Annotated in this window: 10 protein-coding genes; 5 read left to right on the plus strand and 5 right to left on the minus strand. The window is 68.4% G+C overall.

Annotated elements, in window-relative coordinates; translation table 11 throughout:
- Positions 1-270: 270 nt before the first annotated feature.
- From HKK74_RS15575 to HKK74_RS15590, 4 genes are all read right to left on the minus strand, one after another.
- Positions 271-855: a hypothetical protein gene (locus HKK74_RS15575; RefSeq protein WP_187243925.1), complete on the minus strand. Its 585-nt coding sequence runs from the start codon at positions 853-855 to the stop codon at positions 271-273.
- Positions 852-6,698 (minus strand): ThuA domain-containing protein, encoded by a 5,847-nt coding sequence (locus HKK74_RS15580; RefSeq protein ID WP_222722294.1) that lies wholly within the window; start codon positions 6,696-6,698, stop codon positions 852-854. Before HKK74_RS15580 ends, HKK74_RS15575 begins: the two co-directional genes overlap by 4 nt.
- Before the next feature lie 148 nt (positions 6,699-6,846).
- A complete protein-coding gene (locus HKK74_RS15585; protein ID WP_187243926.1) occupies positions 6,847-7,140 on the minus strand; it encodes a hypothetical protein in 294 nt (97 codons plus the stop codon).
- A gap of 56 nt (positions 7,141-7,196) precedes the next feature.
- Positions 7,197-8,477, minus strand: a complete 1,281-nt coding sequence (locus HKK74_RS15590) for an ROK family transcriptional regulator (RefSeq protein WP_246491600.1) — start codon at positions 8,475-8,477, stop codon at positions 7,197-7,199.
- Positions 8,478-8,713: 236 nt separating this feature from the next.
- Between HKK74_RS15590 and HKK74_RS15595 the strand changes: the two genes are divergently transcribed.
- From HKK74_RS15595 to HKK74_RS15615, 5 genes are all read left to right on the plus strand, one after another.
- Positions 8,714-10,030 carry an ROK family transcriptional regulator gene (locus HKK74_RS15595; protein ID WP_187243927.1) on the plus strand — a complete coding sequence of 439 codons (1,317 nt, stop codon included), beginning with the start codon at positions 8,714-8,716 and terminating at the stop codon, positions 10,028-10,030.
- 52 nt (positions 10,031-10,082) lie between these two features.
- Positions 10,083-10,628 (plus strand): DUF3159 domain-containing protein, encoded by a 546-nt coding sequence (locus HKK74_RS15600; RefSeq protein WP_222722295.1) that lies wholly within the window; start codon positions 10,083-10,085, stop codon positions 10,626-10,628.
- Between the two features lie 830 nt (positions 10,629-11,458).
- On the plus strand, positions 11,459-12,082 hold the full coding sequence (locus HKK74_RS15605; protein WP_187243929.1) for a hypothetical protein: 624 nt from the start codon (positions 11,459-11,461) through the stop codon (positions 12,080-12,082).
- A gap of 598 nt (positions 12,083-12,680) precedes the next feature.
- Positions 12,681-12,977 (plus strand): ArsR/SmtB family transcription factor, encoded by a 297-nt coding sequence (locus HKK74_RS15610; protein WP_187243930.1) that lies wholly within the window; start codon positions 12,681-12,683, stop codon positions 12,975-12,977.
- On the plus strand, positions 12,977-13,363 hold the full coding sequence (locus tag HKK74_RS15615) for a VOC family protein (RefSeq protein WP_187244011.1): 387 nt from the start codon (positions 12,977-12,979) through the stop codon (positions 13,361-13,363). The genes HKK74_RS15610 and HKK74_RS15615 overlap by 1 nt, the downstream gene beginning before the upstream one ends.
- A 1,103-nt stretch (positions 13,364-14,466) precedes the next feature.
- Here the strand turns inward: HKK74_RS15615 and HKK74_RS15620 are convergent.
- A complete protein-coding gene (locus tag HKK74_RS15620) occupies positions 14,467-15,627 on the minus strand; it encodes a Fic family protein (protein WP_187243931.1) in 1,161 nt (386 codons plus the stop codon).
- Between the last annotated feature and the right edge of the window lie 323 nt (positions 15,628-15,950).

Genomic DNA, 15,950 nt, shown 5'->3' on the forward strand with positions numbered 1-15,950 from the left:
CGTCGTCGCCGGGCCGTCAGCAGTCGAAGATCGCTGGAAGTGATTTCCCAAGCTAATAGCGCGGGTTCGATTCCCGTCATCCGCTCAACGGCGAAGGCCCAGGTCAGGGACATGATCCCTAACCTGGGCCTTGATCGTTTCAGGGCTCCATCGCCCGTCGTGCCATTAGGCCACCGGAACCAGACGCCCGAGCGGCGGTCGCTACTGCACTGACAGCGAGTCGGTAGGGGACAGGCCGGGCAATGGGCGGAGTAGGTGGCGGCGCCTCCATCACCCGTGCCGCCGGCGCTGTGCCCAGCCGATGAACAGCGCGCCCGTGATCGCGATAACGGCGATCAGCCCGGCGACGGGTACGAAAACGGAGGCGCCACGGTCGCCGGTGTCCGCTTGCGCGCTGTGGTGATGCTTCATCGAGTGCGACATCGGGCCGTTCATCGTGATGGTCTTGGTCATGCTGGCCTTGGACGGTGCCGTCGCGGTCACGGTGACTCGCCAGGCTCCCTTCGTCAGCGGGCGCTCCGCGATGTAGAACGACTGGCCCTCGGGGGAGGACGTCATCCGTATCGGGCCGACCTGCGGGCCGCCGGAGGCGGGCGCGGCGACGAGGGTGAGCTCCACCGGGTCCGACACCGGGTGCCCGTCCTTCTTCCAGGTGACGGTTGTGATCACCCGGTCCATGCCGTCGCCGCTTACCTCCAGACGGATCGGCCCGCCGTGCGCATGAGCCGGCGTCGCCGTCCCGAGCACCGCCACGGCCACCGCGGCGAGCACCGCCGCGGTGAGCCGGGCGGCCCGGCCCGGACGGCGGGGCGTGCGCCCCGCCGCCGGGCCGGTGGTCGCCGGGATCATCCTCACCCGGTCCTCCTCTGGGTCGGGTCACCGGATCGGGTGCCGTCACCGGACAGCGCCTTCGCCTGCTTGGCGGTCAGCCCGCTTGGCCTACCGCCCAGCCGGACGATCATGGCGTTGGTGTCACGGATCAGGGTGTCCTTGACCTCGGTGTCCCCGACGATCGTATTGACGAGCTGCTTGAACTTCTCCAGCTCCTTGATCGCCTTGCTGTCATCACCCTTGGCCTCGAGCTTCCGGGCCTTGGTGAGCTGGTTCTGCAGCGCGGTGGCGTTCGCCTGTGTGAGGCGGCCGGTCGCGCGGAACCGGTCGATCAGGTTCGCGATGTCCCGCAGGGACGTGGCGGTGAAGAACTCGACCCCGATTTGGGTCGTGTTGCCCGCCTTGTCCGTCGCGGTCACCGCGAGCCGGTGCCGTCCGAGCGGCAGCTCGTACAGCGCCTGCAGCGTGCCGGACAGGATCGCCTTGTCATCCAGCGTGCCGCCGACCGAGGCGATCCCGGAGGTGGCGTCGGTGGCCTGCCAGGTGATCCGCACGTCCTGGCTGTCGCCGTAGAGCTGGCCGTCGGCCACCCCGGAGACCAGCACGGTCGGCTTGGTGGCGTCGACCGTGATGGTCGCCGCCTTCTCCGTCTCGACGTTGCCCGCCTTGTCCGTCGACCGGTAGAGCAGGGTGTGCTCGCCGTCGCCGGTCACGTCGACCGAACCGGTGTATGCCGTCCAGCCGCCGCCGTCGAGCTTGTACTGCGTGGCGTCGATTCCGGAGGTGGCGTCGGTCGCGCTCAGCGTGACCGGCACCGCCCCGGCGTGCCATCCCGCGTCGTTGGCGGGTGCGAACGCCGCCGTGGTGAGCGGCGCGATGGCGTCGATCTTGATGGCCAGCGTCCTGGCCGTCTCGACGTTGCCCGCCTTGTCGGCCGAGCGGTACGCCACCGTGTGCGAGCCGTCACCGGAGACGGTCACCGGTTCGGTGTACGCCGTCCACGCCCCGCCGTCGAGCTGGTACTCGGTGCGGGCCACGCCGGTGCCGTCGTCGGTCGCCGCCAGCGAGACGGTGACCGGGCCGGTGTACCAGCCGTTCGCGCCGTTCGGGTTGGCCGGATCGGCGGTCGCGGTGGTCGTCGGCGCGGTGTTGTCCTGGACCAGGTGGAAGTAGTCGAACTTCGCGGTCACCGACTGGGTCTGGTTGACGCCGAACGCGAAGAGACCGATCTTCGCGTCGGCGGCGACCGCCGAGTTCGTCACCCCGGTCCCGACCTCGGTCCAGCTCTGCCCATCGGCGGACATGAACCCGTGGTAGGTGTTGCCCTGCTTGACCAGCCGCAGGTGCCAGACGCCCTGGGTGAGGTTGCCCGTGCTCGGCTGCGGGTCCTGCACCACGTCGCCGGACTCGCTGCGCAGCTCGATCCGGCGCACGACCGGCGAGCCGACGGTGTTGTCGGTGATGTAGTCGAATTTGACGTAGTTGCCGTCATCGACGTACACCAGCAGGCCGCCCTGCTGGTACTGCTGGTTGAACGCGCTGCCGTCGACCTTCGTCTCCATCGTCCAGTCGCCGGACGGCGCCTTCTGCAGGATGAAGTTCTTCGGCCCGCTGTTGGGTGAGCTGTAGATGTCGCCGGTCGAAGTGTCGATCTCCAGGTTGCCGCCGGTCACCCGCTGTGCCGACGGGTCCGGACGGACGATCGAGTCCCACCGGCAGCCGTCCAGCTTCGTGCCGTTGAACTCGTCGCTCGGCGCGGGCTTTTCGGCAGTGTCGTCCGGGGCGATCTGGAACCAGTCGAACGCCGCGTCCACCACCGGGCGGGCACCGTGGCCGGACAGCGAGATCAGGCCGATCTGCGGGTTGGTGATGCCGGCGAGCGCCTTCGTCTCCGGCATCTTGGTGAAGTTCGCCCCATCCGCGGAGTACCACGCGGTCAGGTTCGTGCCGTCGCTGACGAACCGCACGTAGACGGTGTCGGGGTACGCCGTGCCGAGGTTCGCGGTGTTGCTGGCCGCGACTTCGTTCGGGTTCCCGGCTTCCTCGCGAATGAACTGGAAGACCCGCGCGTTGGCGTCGTTCGTCCCGCGGGCCTGGAACACCATCTTCGCGTAGTTGTCGTCGTCGCCGTACAGCACGAGCCCGGCCTGCTGGAACGAGTCGCGCGCCACCAGGTTGGCCTTCGCGGTCGCCGTCCACGCCCCGGCCGGGGCCGGCTGCACCACGATGTTCGGCGTGTCACCGGCCTGGGTGCCGTAGATGTCGGTGTTGGAGGTCGGGATGACCAGGTTGCCGCCTGAGACCCGGAGGTCCTGGTTCTCCCGGATCACCGACCAGCGGTCACGGTCGAGCGAGTCGCCGAGGAAGTCGTCGGAGCGCCCGCTCAGGCACGCCACGTTCGGCGCGTTCACCTTGATGCTCACGGACTCCTTCGTCGCCGCTCCCTTGGCGTCGGTCACGGTCACCGATGCGGTGTACGTGCCCGGCGTGGTGTAGGTGTGGCTCGCCTCCGGCGTCGTCGGCTCCGGCGCCCCGGCCACCCCGAAGTCCCACTTGTAGGTGAGCGGGGTGTCACCGTCGGGGTCGGTCGCGGTCGCGGAGAAGCTGACCGGCAGCGGCGCTGTGCCCTGGTTCGGGTTCGCCGCCACGGTCACGTTCGGCCGCTGGTTGTCGGTCACGCCCCTGCCGAGGAAGTCGACCCAGTTGACGTTGAACACGCCGCCGGTGTTGGTGCTGCCTGCGGGGCGTCGCGCCACGAAGTACAGCGAGCCGCTGCCCCCTGGTGCGCTGGTCAGGTTGACCGTGACGTCCTGGTACGTCTGCCAGGCACCGGTGACCGGGATGGTCGCGGTGGCGACCACCGGACCGGTCGGGCTGCCCTCACGTACCTCGACCGTGCCGCCGCTGGAGCCGGACGCGGCGCGGAACCGGATCGCGTCGATGCTGGACAGGCTCGCCGGGTCGAACGACCACCAGTCGCCGTCCTCGATGAAGCCGATGTTCTGGCCGCCGCCCTGCGAGTCGCCCGTGGTCTCCCTGGTCACTCCCGGATCGCCGGTGCCCTGGGCGTCGGCCACCCGGCCGGTCTGGCTGTAGAACTCGGCCTGCATGTGCTTCGGCTGCAGGATCACCTCGGCACGGCCGGTGAGTGGTCTGGACCCGCCGGCGCCGCCGTGGTCGGTGTAGGTCGCCTCCAGCACGTAGAAGAGGTTGTCGCCCTCGTTGTGCCCGCTGGACAGCGTGGTCTGCACGGTGCCCGAGCAGCCCTGGTACTGGTCGAGCGGGTGGCCGTGGCTGTCGTGGCCGAGGATCGCCTGCACCTGCACCTGGTCGCAGTCGATCGTCCCGTCCTCGGGATCGGTGACGGTGACCTTGTACTTCACCTGGTCACCCCAGTCGAAGAAGCCACCGTTCGGCGGCAGATCGACCGTGATCGTGGGCTTGTTGTTCCCGGCCGTGATGGCCACGCTCGCGGTGGCCGACTCGCCGGTCGCGTCGGTCACCTTCAGCACGGCCGTGTGGTTTCCGGCCGCGTAGGTGTGCGACGGGTCGGCCTCGGTCGAGTCGGTGTCCCCGTCGCCGTCGAAGTCCCATGCGTACGTCACCGGCGTGCCGTCCGGGTCACGCGAGCCCTCGCTGGAGAACTGCACGGCCAGCGGCGCGGGACCGTCGGTCTTGTCCGCGGTCACCCGGGCGATCGGCGGACGGTTGCCCTGCACATAGTCGATCCGGTAGATGCCGGAGTCGGCGTTGTCGCCGCCGAAGCCGGATCCCCACTCGATCATGTACAGCGCGCCGTCCGGACCGAACTTCATGTCCATCGGCTTCTTGAAGTCGAAGGACTTGAAGATCTGGTTGATCTTGACGAGCTGGCTGCCGTCCTCGTTCAGCTGGAACGAGAAGAGGTCGCTGTTGTTCCACTCGCCGAAGATGGCCTTGCCGTCCCAGTACGCGGGCCACTTGCGGGCGGAGCTCACGTTCTCGTTGAAGCGGTAGACCGGGCCGGCCATCGGCGCGCCGCCCTGCAGTTCGGGGAAGTGTGCCGGGTCGGTGTTGTAGTGGTAGTAGACGTCGGCGGGGATGGCCGGCGGCAGATTGGTCAGTCCGGTGTTGTTCGGCGAGTTGTTGACCGGGTTGGCGCAGTTGAAGGGCGCCCCCGACTGGCCGGTCGCGAAGTTGTAGTCGATGTACGGCGTGTTGTTGCCGACGCAGTACGGCCAGCCGTAGTTGCCGGGCTTGTTGAGGATCTCCCACTCGACGGTGTTCTGCGGGCCGCGGGTGGCGCTGGGCGACCCCGCGTCCGGACCGTAGTTGGCGACCATCAGCTTGTGCGTCTTCGGGTCGATGCCGACGCGGAATGGGTTGCGGAAGCCCATCGCGTAGATCTCCGGGCGCGTCTGCGCCGTCCCGGGCGGGAACAGGTTGCCGTTCGGGATCGTGTACGTGCCGTCCGGCTCCGGATGGATGCGCAGGACCTTGCCGGTCAGGCTGTTGGTGTTGCCGGACGAGCGCTGCGCGTCCCACGCCGCCCTGCCGGACCGCTCGTCGATCGGCGTGTAGCCGTCGGAGGCGAACGGGTTGGTGTTGTCGCCGGTGGCGATCCACAGGTCGCCGGTCTGCTTGTCGAAGACCATGCCGCCGCCGTGGTGGCAGCATTCGGCCCGCTGCACCGGCACGTCCATGACCGTCTTCTCGCTCGCCAGGTCGATCGTGTCGCCGTTCACGGTGAACCGGCTGAGCCGGTCCACGTTCTCCGACCCGGTCGGCGAGTGGAACAGGTAGACGAAGTGGTTGGTGGCGAACGCCGGGTCGAGGGCGATGCCGAGCAGCCCGCTCTCGTTCGCGGTGAAGACGTTCAGGTGCCCGGCGAGGACGGTGCCGCCGGACGGACGGACGACCTTCACGTCGCCGAGCCGGTCGATGTAGAAGACCCGGCCGTCAGCGGCGATGTCGAGCATCATCGGGTTGGACGTGCTGTCGTCCAGCGTCACCTTGTCGAAGCTGCCGTCCTGGCTGGCGGAGCAGTCGGCCGAGATGACGTCGGCTGCGGTCTGGATGCCGCCCAGAAGGTGGTGAAGGAACTCCGGCTCGGTGAAGCTCTCCTTGGTGTGGGCGAGCGCCGTGTACCACGAACGGCCGCCGTCGTAGTCCTGGCACCAGGCGACGGGGTGGTCGGCGCCCATCGTCCCGCCGCTGTAGCTGGTCTCATCCAGCGACGCCAGCACGTGCACCTTGCCGCGGGGGTTGGTCTGGAAGTCGTACCACTCGTCGGTGCGCGTCCACTTCGTCGGCAGGCCGTTCGTCGCCGGGTGAGCCGAGTCCTCGACCTTGACCGTGGCCTGCTGGGTCGCCGGGTGCGACTTGAAGTACGCGCCGACCAGGTTGCCGTACCAGGGCCAGCTGTACCCGCCGTCCGAGGCCGCGTGGATGCCCGCGAACCCGCCGCCGCGCTGGATGTAGCGCTGGAACGCGTCCTTCGCGGCCTGGGTGCTCAGCGGGTCGCCGGTCGTGGACAGGAAGATCACGACCTGGTACTGCGCGAGGTTCTCGTCCGTGAACTTGGTGTCGTCCTCGGTCGCGTCGACGGTGAAGTTGTTCTCCTGGCCCAGCTTCTGGATCGCGGCGATGCCGTCCGGGATCGAGTCGTGCCGGAAGCCAGCGGTCTTGGAGAACACCAGCGCCTTGAACGGCGCCGCGGCGGCGGCCTTTGGCAACGCCTTGGCGGGTGCCCGTGCGGGGGCGGCGGCCTGCGGCAACGCCTTGACTGGTGCCCGTGCGGGGGCAGCGGCGGGTGCCTGTGCGTGGGCGGGCGCCGCGACCAAGGCGATCGCCGTCATCGGCGGAAGGACGAGGACGGCCAACGCCATCGCGAGGCATCGGAGGAATCTGACGGAGGGGTGTAGCACTGCTGCTCCTGGGGGATGGGAGGCGAAGCGGAGCGCCGATCGGCGTGCTGGGCGGGGACGTTCGCGGCAGGGACTGTGGGTTGCGGGGTGGGGGTAGGTGTGGAGCGCGCTAGCCGCGCGCTCCCGGCAAGTGGTCTAGCGCGAGTTGGTCGAGTCGTTCGTAGGGGAAGCCGCGACGCGCGGTGACCGCGACGTCGAGCTCCTCGGCCATCAGGTCGGTCACGGACTCGGCGGGGGCGAGCGTGGGGATGCGGAGCTGGTCGACGCGGGAGGCGGCCATCGCCTCCTGGACCTGGTGATGGACCCGCCAGGCCGCCGCCTTCTCCTTCAGAATCAGATAGTTACGCATGCAGCCGGCGGCGGACGTCCACATGCCGGATGGGTCCTCGGGGGTGTAGCTCACGGCGCCTCCTCCTCCGGAGTCCGGGCGCTTCGGGCCCGGAGGCCGCGGGGCGATCGTCATGTCCACCCCCGCGATCCGGACGAGAACACGTGGTCGCTGATGAGCCGTGCCCCGCCGATAACTCCCGCGGCATCGCCCAGCTCGGAAAGGACGATCGGCAGGTTCGCCGTCGCCGGCGCCGGCGACCGCCGGTGCACCACGCCGCGGATCTCCGCGAGCAGGGTGTGGCCGAGGCCCGCGACACCGCCCGCGATGACCACCAGGCCCGGGTTGAAGAAGATCACCAGATCGGCCAGCACGCGCCCGACATGGCGGCCGCCCTCGCGCACCATGCGCACCGCCGTCGCGTCCCCCGCCGCCACGGCGTCGGTCACGTCGGCCGCGGTCAGTTCGCCGTTCGCCGCCAGCCGCTCGGCGAGGAACCGGGAGCGATCGGCGCGCGCCGCCGCAGTCGCGTCCCGGGCCAGCGCGGCGCCGCCGAAGTACGCCTCCAGGCAACCGGTGTGACCGCAGGCGCACAGAGGGCCGGAGTCGTCGACGCGGATGTGCCCGATGTCGCCCGCGCACCCGGACCTGCCACGGTAGACCGACCCGCCGACCACGATGCCGCACCCGATCCCGGTGCCGATCTTGACGAACAGGAAGTCGTTCGATCGGGCCAGGCCCGCGGTCAGCTCGCCGAGCGCCATCACGTTGACGTCGTTGTCCACCAGGACCGGGCAGCCCAGCTCCTGGCTCATCGTCTCGCGGATCGGGAAGCCGCACCAGCCGGGCATGATCGGCGGAGCCACCGCCTTGCCGTCGCAGAAGCTGACCGGTCCGGGCACTCCGATGCCCGCGCCGTGGATCTCCGACGCCACGCCCTCGGAGCGCAGCTTGCCCAGCATCTCCAGCGCCGTTTCGAGCACGGCGCGCGGGCCGTGGCGCACGTCGTACGGCAGTGCCCGGTGTCCGAGTATCTCCAGGTCGCCGCTGGTCACCGCCACGTCAATCGACGTGGCGCCGATGTCGATCCCGACGAACCGCAGGCTGGGCGACAACCGTACGATCCGGCGTCCGCCGCGGGCGGCAGCCGGTTCCACCAGGCCCAGCGCGATGAGCCGGTCGATATCGGCGGCCAGCTCGGATCGAGACATCCGGAGGACGTCGCCGAGCTCGGCCCGCGATCGGGGCCCATCGTCGCGCAGCAACCGCAGCAACTGGGACTGATGAGCGTTCTTCGGGCGAGCCGCCGTCCGCCATGCGCCCGCCATCCGAGGGGCGTCTTCGTCGGGACGCGCGGCACCGACCATATCGACCTCGGTGGACTGCGTGTCCACGCCCGCGACCAAAGCCATCGCGACGTCTCCGATCCCGTGTCCGATTTGACGGACCCCCGAGGTGGACTTAGTTTGACGATCCAACCAACCATTGTCAACGGCTCCCGCTCAGCGTTCGCAGCCACCAGAAAGTGGCGCGTTATGGTCCTGGCCCGGCGGCGGACGGGACGGTCGGCCCGCCGAGCGCGGAGCGCGGACGCGGCCGCGAACCGGCAGGCACCGCGGTCGTGGCGCACGGAGGCGGAGGCGCCCCGATGAGGAACGACGGCAGCAACGCGGCGGGCGAGGTCTCCGCGGCTCGTGGCGTGCGGAGCCCGGCCCCGCCTCCCCGAACCGCCCGGGCGACGCCCGGGTCGCGCGGCGCCCTCGACTTCACCGACGTACGCGAGACCAACCTCGCCGTGGTGCTGCGTTTCGTCCGCCATCACACGCCCTGCTCCCGCGCGGAGGTCGCAGCCCAGACCGGCCTGAACAAGGCGACCGTCTCCAGCATCGTCACCGAGCTGATCGAGCGAGGCATCGTCGAAGAGATCGGCGCGAGCGAGGAACGGCGTATCGGCCGCCCAGCGGTGATGCTGACGCTGGACGGCCGCCGGTTCGTGGCGCTCGGCCTGGAGGTCAACGTCGACTACCTGTCGGCGGTCGCCGTCGACCTGGGCGAGCGTGAGGTTCTGTCCGTGCACGAGCCGTTCCCCGCGGCCTCGGCCGGCCCGGTCGCGTGCGTGCGCCGGCTGGCCGAGCTGGCCCGCAGCATGATGGCCCAGCTCGCCGACCAGAGCCGTCGCGTCATCGGCATGGCCGTCGCGGTGCCGGGCCTGGTCGACCTGCACGGCCTGGCCGTCACGGAGGCACCGAACCTCGGCTGGCGTGACTTCCCGGTCGTCGACCAGCTGCGCGCGGAGCTGGGCGATGCCGACTTCCCCGTCTCGGTCGAGAACGACGCGAACCTCGCCGCCGTGGGCGAGTACCGCGCCGGGTCGCTCTCGCACACGCCGAACCTCGTCTACATCACCGGCGAGGTCGGCATCGGCGGCGGGTTCATCGTGGACGGCAGCCTGTTGCGCGGCTCCAACGGCTACGGCGGCGAGATCGGCCACATGCCGATGCTGCTCGGCGGGCCACGGTGCGGCTGTGGTCGGCACGGCTGCTTCGAGGCGCTCGTCGGCACGAACGCCATCATCCGGGCGGCAGTGCCCGACCTGGCCGGCGACTCCGACGAGCTGATCACGGACCTGGCCCCGAAGGTCGCGGAGGTCGCCCGGCGTGCCGCCTGCGGCGACCGGCACGTGGTCGACACCCTGGACCGGGTCGGCAACTGGCTCGGTCGCAGTGCGGCCGTGCTGATCAACATCTTCAACCCCGACGCGGTCATCCTCGGCGGCTACTTCGTGCCGCTGGCGACCTGGATCCTGCCGAGGACGCACCGCACGCTGGCCGCCCACGTGATCGCGCCGAAGCAGGGTGGCTGCAAGGTGGCCCTGTCGACACTCGGCTTCACCGCAGCCGCCCGCGGCGGAGCCGCCTCCATCATCGACGCCATCGACACCGCCCGCCTGCCGCTCCCCGGCTGAGCGGTCCACCCGTCGCAGCTCCGCCAGGAATCGCCTGGCTGGGCGACCAATCGTGCTCGCCAATGGCCTGTGGGGCGTGCGCCCGGCCATCGCGACCGCGCTCGGGGTCGCCGTGCTTGTGGCCGTGGTCCGCCTCGCCCGGCGCCAGCCGATCCGACCGGCGATCGGCGGGTTCGTCGGCGTCGCCGTCTCCGGGTTCATCGCCTCCCGCACCGGCGAGGCCCGCGACTTCTTCCTCGCCGACATCTGGTTGTACCTCACGGCATGTATCGCCCTGACCGCCTCCATCCTCCTGCGCCGGCCACTGGTCGGGGTCGTGTGGAACGCGCTGCGCGGGGTCGGCGGGGCGTGGCGGCGCGACCCGGGGTCGCGACGCGCCTACGACGTCGCAACGGCAGTCGTCGCGGCCGTGTTCGCCGCGCGGTTCGCTGTGCAGCAATGGCTGTACGTCCACAACGAGGCCGGCTGGATGGCGGTCGCCAAGATTGCCATGAACTATCCACTGTGGGCGGTAGCGCTGCTGGTGGTCGTCTGGGCGGCCCGCCGGTCCGACACCCGCCTCGCCTACTGCCGCGACGGCCACGCCGGGGTGGCCTAGGTTCGTCCCGCCTTTACAACGGCCCGGATCGGTCTGATTCCCGAGCTAATAGCGCGGGCTCGATTCCCGTCACCAGCTCCACAGCGAAGGCCCAGGTCAGAAAGATTATCCCGACCTCTGCCTTGATCGTTTCAGGGCTCATGTGCCGTCCGGGGCCTGGTCCATTTCACTCGCTTGAGTGGGTTGGCAGGCAGGATTGAAACGGGACTAAGGTTTTCGGGTTGCTCTCCGCCTTTCTGGAGACGCTCACTGTATGCCCTGCCTCTGAGGGCTAGGCGGTCTCCTCGCGGGACGGCGCGGCCTTCTGAGACGTGAGGAGAACCTGCGTTGCGTCCGTGAGAGTTGGCGTGTGGTAGCGGCTCCGCGACGACCTGCTGGATGTCTACCTCGACCGGGTCCACGACCGCGGCATCATGCCCGCCATCGCCCGTTCCTGCCGACGCACATCTGAGTGGCAGAGCACGATTGGGTCGTGGGGATGCCATTTGGCTATGTCCACGAGAACCGACGGCGTATGGTCGACGTCGAAAGTTGCTGTGGTGACAATTCGAGGGACGTCGATGAGTGCTGGACAAGGCCCGTGGGGACCGTACCGCGGTGGACCGCAGCCGCCCAGGTGGCCGCCGCAACCGCAGGGCCCGGGTCGGCCGCCGCCGGGCTGGCCGCCCGGACCACCGCGGCCGCCGTCGCGGATGCGGCGGGTGTTCCGGCTGCTCAACCCGATCGTGGTCGGACGCCAGGTGTGCAAGCCGTCGCGGCCGGACCGGGTCGATGATCCGGCGGTGCGGAAGATCCAGGTCCTGCGTGCGGTAGTCGGTCTCGTCGCGGTGGTGTGGATCCTGGTGTCGTACCAGGTCGCCTCGGACGCCAAGTCCCTGGCCTACCAGCGGCTCGACCAGGTCGTGATGTCGGCGACCCTGCTACCGGCTACGTTCCCGATCGTCGTCGGCGCATTCATCGTCGGAAGCCGTCCGCACAACCGGCGCCTGTATCTGCGACGGGCACTGAAGCCGCTCGGGGCGCTGCTGGCTCTGGCCGGCACGGTTTTGTTCTTCGTCCTGCTCGCTTCCGGCATACTGACCGGCGGTCCCGTCGGGGAGCCGCCCGAGAATCCGACCACGGCTGATTACGCGAAGATCATGTACCAGTTCCTCCTCGTCCTCCTGGCGCTGTGGGCAATCGTGTTCGTGACCTATGGTGCCGCCCTGACGCTGGTGCACGTTGCCCGCACCGCCGACATTCACGAGGTCCTGCCCCCGGTCATCGCGATCGTCCTGGCCTTGGAACTCGCAATCGTGGACCTGTTCTCGAACGCTTACGACGGCGTCCCCGTATCGATGCGGGTCGTGGTGATCATCGGCGGTCCGCTGTCGGTCACAGCGGTGAGCCTCTGGGAACTGCGGCGCCTCAAAACCCGCCACGGCCTCACACTGCGGCAAGCGCTCGGCCGCTGACCTGCCCCCATGCGCGTTAGTTCCACTCCAAGGTCACCATCTCGCGCGGCCGCGCTGACCTTCGGAGGAGTGCTGATCTTGTCCGGTCTCATGCGCTGGCACTGGTCGGGAGCGGTATGGAGAAGTGGAACCCGTTGGCTTCTTGGGTGGGTCGGGGGGCGGCTCGTGGAGGGACGGGGCTGCGCTGGGCACCCACCTTCGAGGGGTACGCGGCCGTGCTAGGAGCCGCTTGTCTGCGCATGTGTCACCGCCGTGTGGATCTTGCAGCTGCGGGCCCTTCACCGTGGAGCTGGTCGCCGCGTTGTCGGACGCAGCCGAACTCGACCTTGATGCGAACGCGCAGGAGGTCATCACGGCTGGCGAACGCTCCGGGGTCCACTTACCCCCGAGCCGCCGGGTGCATCGCCGCTTTGGCGCAGGTCAGGGATGCCACAGGTGATCGCCTATCACTGGGCCTCGGAGTGCATTGAGCCCGTCGGCGATCGCGCGGTCAGCGCTTAGACCTGGTCTCAGAACTCGGTAGCGGCACGACGAGCGAAGGCGCATGTGGCCATCCTTCACTTGACAGGCAAGTGACGACTTGCCTATAACTGTGCCCGTGGACGCAGACCCCGATCTGTTCAAGGCTATCGGCGACGCGACGCGACGCACCATCCTGGACGAGCTGACCGACAAGGACGGTCAGACGCTGTTCGAGATCTGCGGCCGACTGACCATGAAGCACGGCCTGGCCTCCTCGCGCCAGGCCATCTCGCAGCACCTCGCGGTGCTCGAACAGGCCGGCCTGGTGCACACCCGGCGGCAGGGCCGGTACAAGTTCCACCACATCGACACGAGCCCGCTGCGCTCGATCGTCGAGCGGTGGCCCATCGACCGAGAGGAACCGGACCCGTGATCCGCATCAACATCACCAGCGTGCTCGTCGACGACCAGGCCAAGGCGCTTGCCTTCTACACCGAGAAGCTGGGGTTCATCAAGAAGACCGACGTGCCCGCCGGCGGGGCCCGCTGGCTCACCGTGGTCTCCCCCGCCAACCCGGACGGCGTCGAACTGCTGCTGGAGCCGGACGGCCACCCGGCGGCGGGCCCGTTCAAGAAGGCCCTGGTCACCGACGGCATCCCGTTCACCCAGTTCGCCGTCGACGACGTGTACGCCGAGGTCGAGCGACTCAAGGGGCTCGGCGTCGAGTTCACCCAGGACGCGACCGACATGGGGCCGGTGGTCACCGCCGTCTTCGACGACACCTGCGGCAACCTGATCCAGATCGCCGCCATGAAGTAGTCGCACACCCCCGCCAGCAAACATTGAGGCCAGCTGATTCGCCGCCGCCTGCGCGTGTCGGTACGTGATCTTGGTGGCCGAGTCGTGATCCTTTTCGGCCGTGACGCCGCTGCAGCAGCGACTCATCGACGACCGGCTCTGGGACCTGATCCAGCCCCTGCCGCCCGCCCGGCCTCGACCGCGAGGGCCGGGTGGGCGGCCGCGGATCGACGATCGCGCCGCACTGGAACCAAGCACCAGGTATTCGAGCCGCTCCCCGTGTCTAGAGCACCTGTCATGCATTACCTGGGACAGAAACGTCAAGCATCGAAGAACATCAGTGTTCTTTCCTCGATGCGGACACGACTCAGGAGAAATGGGCACGACGGAGTCAGCGTCAGCGCTCGCAGACATGCTGATCTGCCAACGCAGTTGCTGACAACGGTCTCGGGCGGTCATGGATGGCCGTGGAAATGTAGGCGTGCCTGAACGCTGCTGAGCAGGCCCGGAGAATGAGGCTGGAAAGGTATGGACGGTCGTGATTCTTCTACGGATCACGAGGCCCGCGGTATGGTCGGAGCTGTGGATCAGGCGCAGGCGAGCGGTTACGTGTGGCGGGAGACGGACGATGCCGCGTAGACCCCCAAGCCGTCTACCCACGGCGCGCTACTCAAAGCACCTGGAGCCGTCTACGCCGATCGCCGGCCTGTCTTCGAAGGTCATCCGGCAGATCACCGAAGCGGAGCATCAGCGCCCGTACGGCACCACAGGAGACACGGCCCGAGCGATCACGACGCTGAAGGAATCGCTCCGCCAGCCCAGTCTCGCACTCCGCTACGGAATCGACTGTCCCTGCTGCGACCCGCGCGAGGCGTTGGAGGTACTCCACGCGATCATGCGGCTTCTACCTACTCCCGCCCGGCGCCAGATGATCGCAATCGTGGAACCGCTCAGCGAACTCTATGAGCGCCGGACCCTGCCCGACCCCTTCGCTCCAGCAGAACTCCCCTGGTGGCAACGTCGCATCCGTGAACGATGAGCCCTCAATTGTGTGCCCGTTTTGCGGACCGGTGTGGGCGCCGGTTCCTACGCGCCGGACCGGACAACCCTCGAAAGCCTGGGATTCATCGGGTGCCTCCCTCGAAGGGGTCGCTGTCGTCGCGCGGATCGCGCGATTCGACGATCGCGCGTCGCAGGCCGATCAGTTCGCCGGTGCCGACGTAGAAGCGGCCACGGTTGGCTCCCCTGGGTTCCAGGAGCCCAGCGTCGGAGAGCTGACGTAGGTCCTTGCTGGCCGTGATCTCGGCGATCGTCCCCTCTCCGGATCGTTTCAGGGCGGCCCTGTAGGTCGAGTTGCGCACCCGTAGTCCCATGACGGCGTCGAATAGGGCCGTGAGCATCCGCTCATGCAGCTTGTGGCGCGCGGCGAGGCGGTCCAACTCGATCCACAGCCTTCCGCTCTCATCGATCCGGCGGGCAAGGGTACGCGCCTGCCGTAGATGCGCGATGAGCATGAAACGGAGCCACGGGCGAGTGTCACCGTCCGGCTTCCATCGTCCCTGGCCGACCTTGGCCAGCACCTCGTAGTAGGCCGGGGTGTTGCGGCTCAGGTACTCCTCGACGTTCATAAAGATCGGCGACAGGATTCCGTCACGGGCGAGCACGAGCGATTGCAGACAGCGAGCCATCCGCCCGTTGCCGTCTCGGAACGGGTGGATCATGACCAGATTCAGATGTGCCATCGCGGCACGCACGACTACGAGGTCGGCGCAGCCGTTTTCTTGGCCCAGCCGGTCGCTCAGTTCCGCCATCAAGGCGGATAGCTTCTCGACTGGGGGCCCTTCGTAGACCACATCACCGGTGCGGTCGTCTCTGACGTAGATGTCGCCCCTGCGCCAGTCGCCGGGTCGGTTGTCCAGGCTGTAGGAGGTCATCATGAAATGGATGCCCTTGATCAACTGAGTCGAGTAGCTGAAATCATCATGGCGGGCAAGCTGGATCACGTAGGTCATCGCATCTGAGTAGCCCTTGATCGCCAGTCGGGTCTCCTCGTCCGCATCCAGTGGCTCAGCGCCTTCGGCGATCGCGGCAGCGTCGTCGAGTTTGGCCACGTAGCCCTCGATGGAGTTGGAGCCCTGCACAGCGCGGGCGAATGTCTGCCGCCGCAGCGGCCCAGACCAGCGTCGCGGCTCACGCAGATGGTGCCGCAGCTCATGCTTCAGGCCCTCGATCTGATTGAGAACCTCAAGTTCACGCTCGTCAAGATCCGGGGTGGCGTACAGCATATGGGATCTCCATTCCAATCTGTCTCTGTATAGATTCTAACCCATATCAGATAGATTTAATCCAACTATCTATCAGGCAGCTGCCCAGCCACAACACGCCGTCCGGAGGCCTTACGCGCGATGCACGCCCAGAGTGACGACGGTGCTGACGACGCCGCCTACCGTCACTGACGACCGAGGGCCCCCGGCGACCCTCGGCGCGCCAGTGACGGCAACGACGTCAGCCACCAGCAGCCGCAGGTAGTGCCGAGATCACCAGAGTCGTCGCTGCCTCGGCGAGGCGCTAGAGCACGCGGGCAGGCTACTTCAGAACGTGATCTGAG

It is taken from the genome of Actinomadura alba, from assembly GCF_014323705.1.
In the GTDB taxonomy this organism is placed as follows: Bacteria; Actinomycetota; Actinomycetes; order Streptosporangiales; family Streptosporangiaceae; genus Actinomadura_C; species Actinomadura_C alba.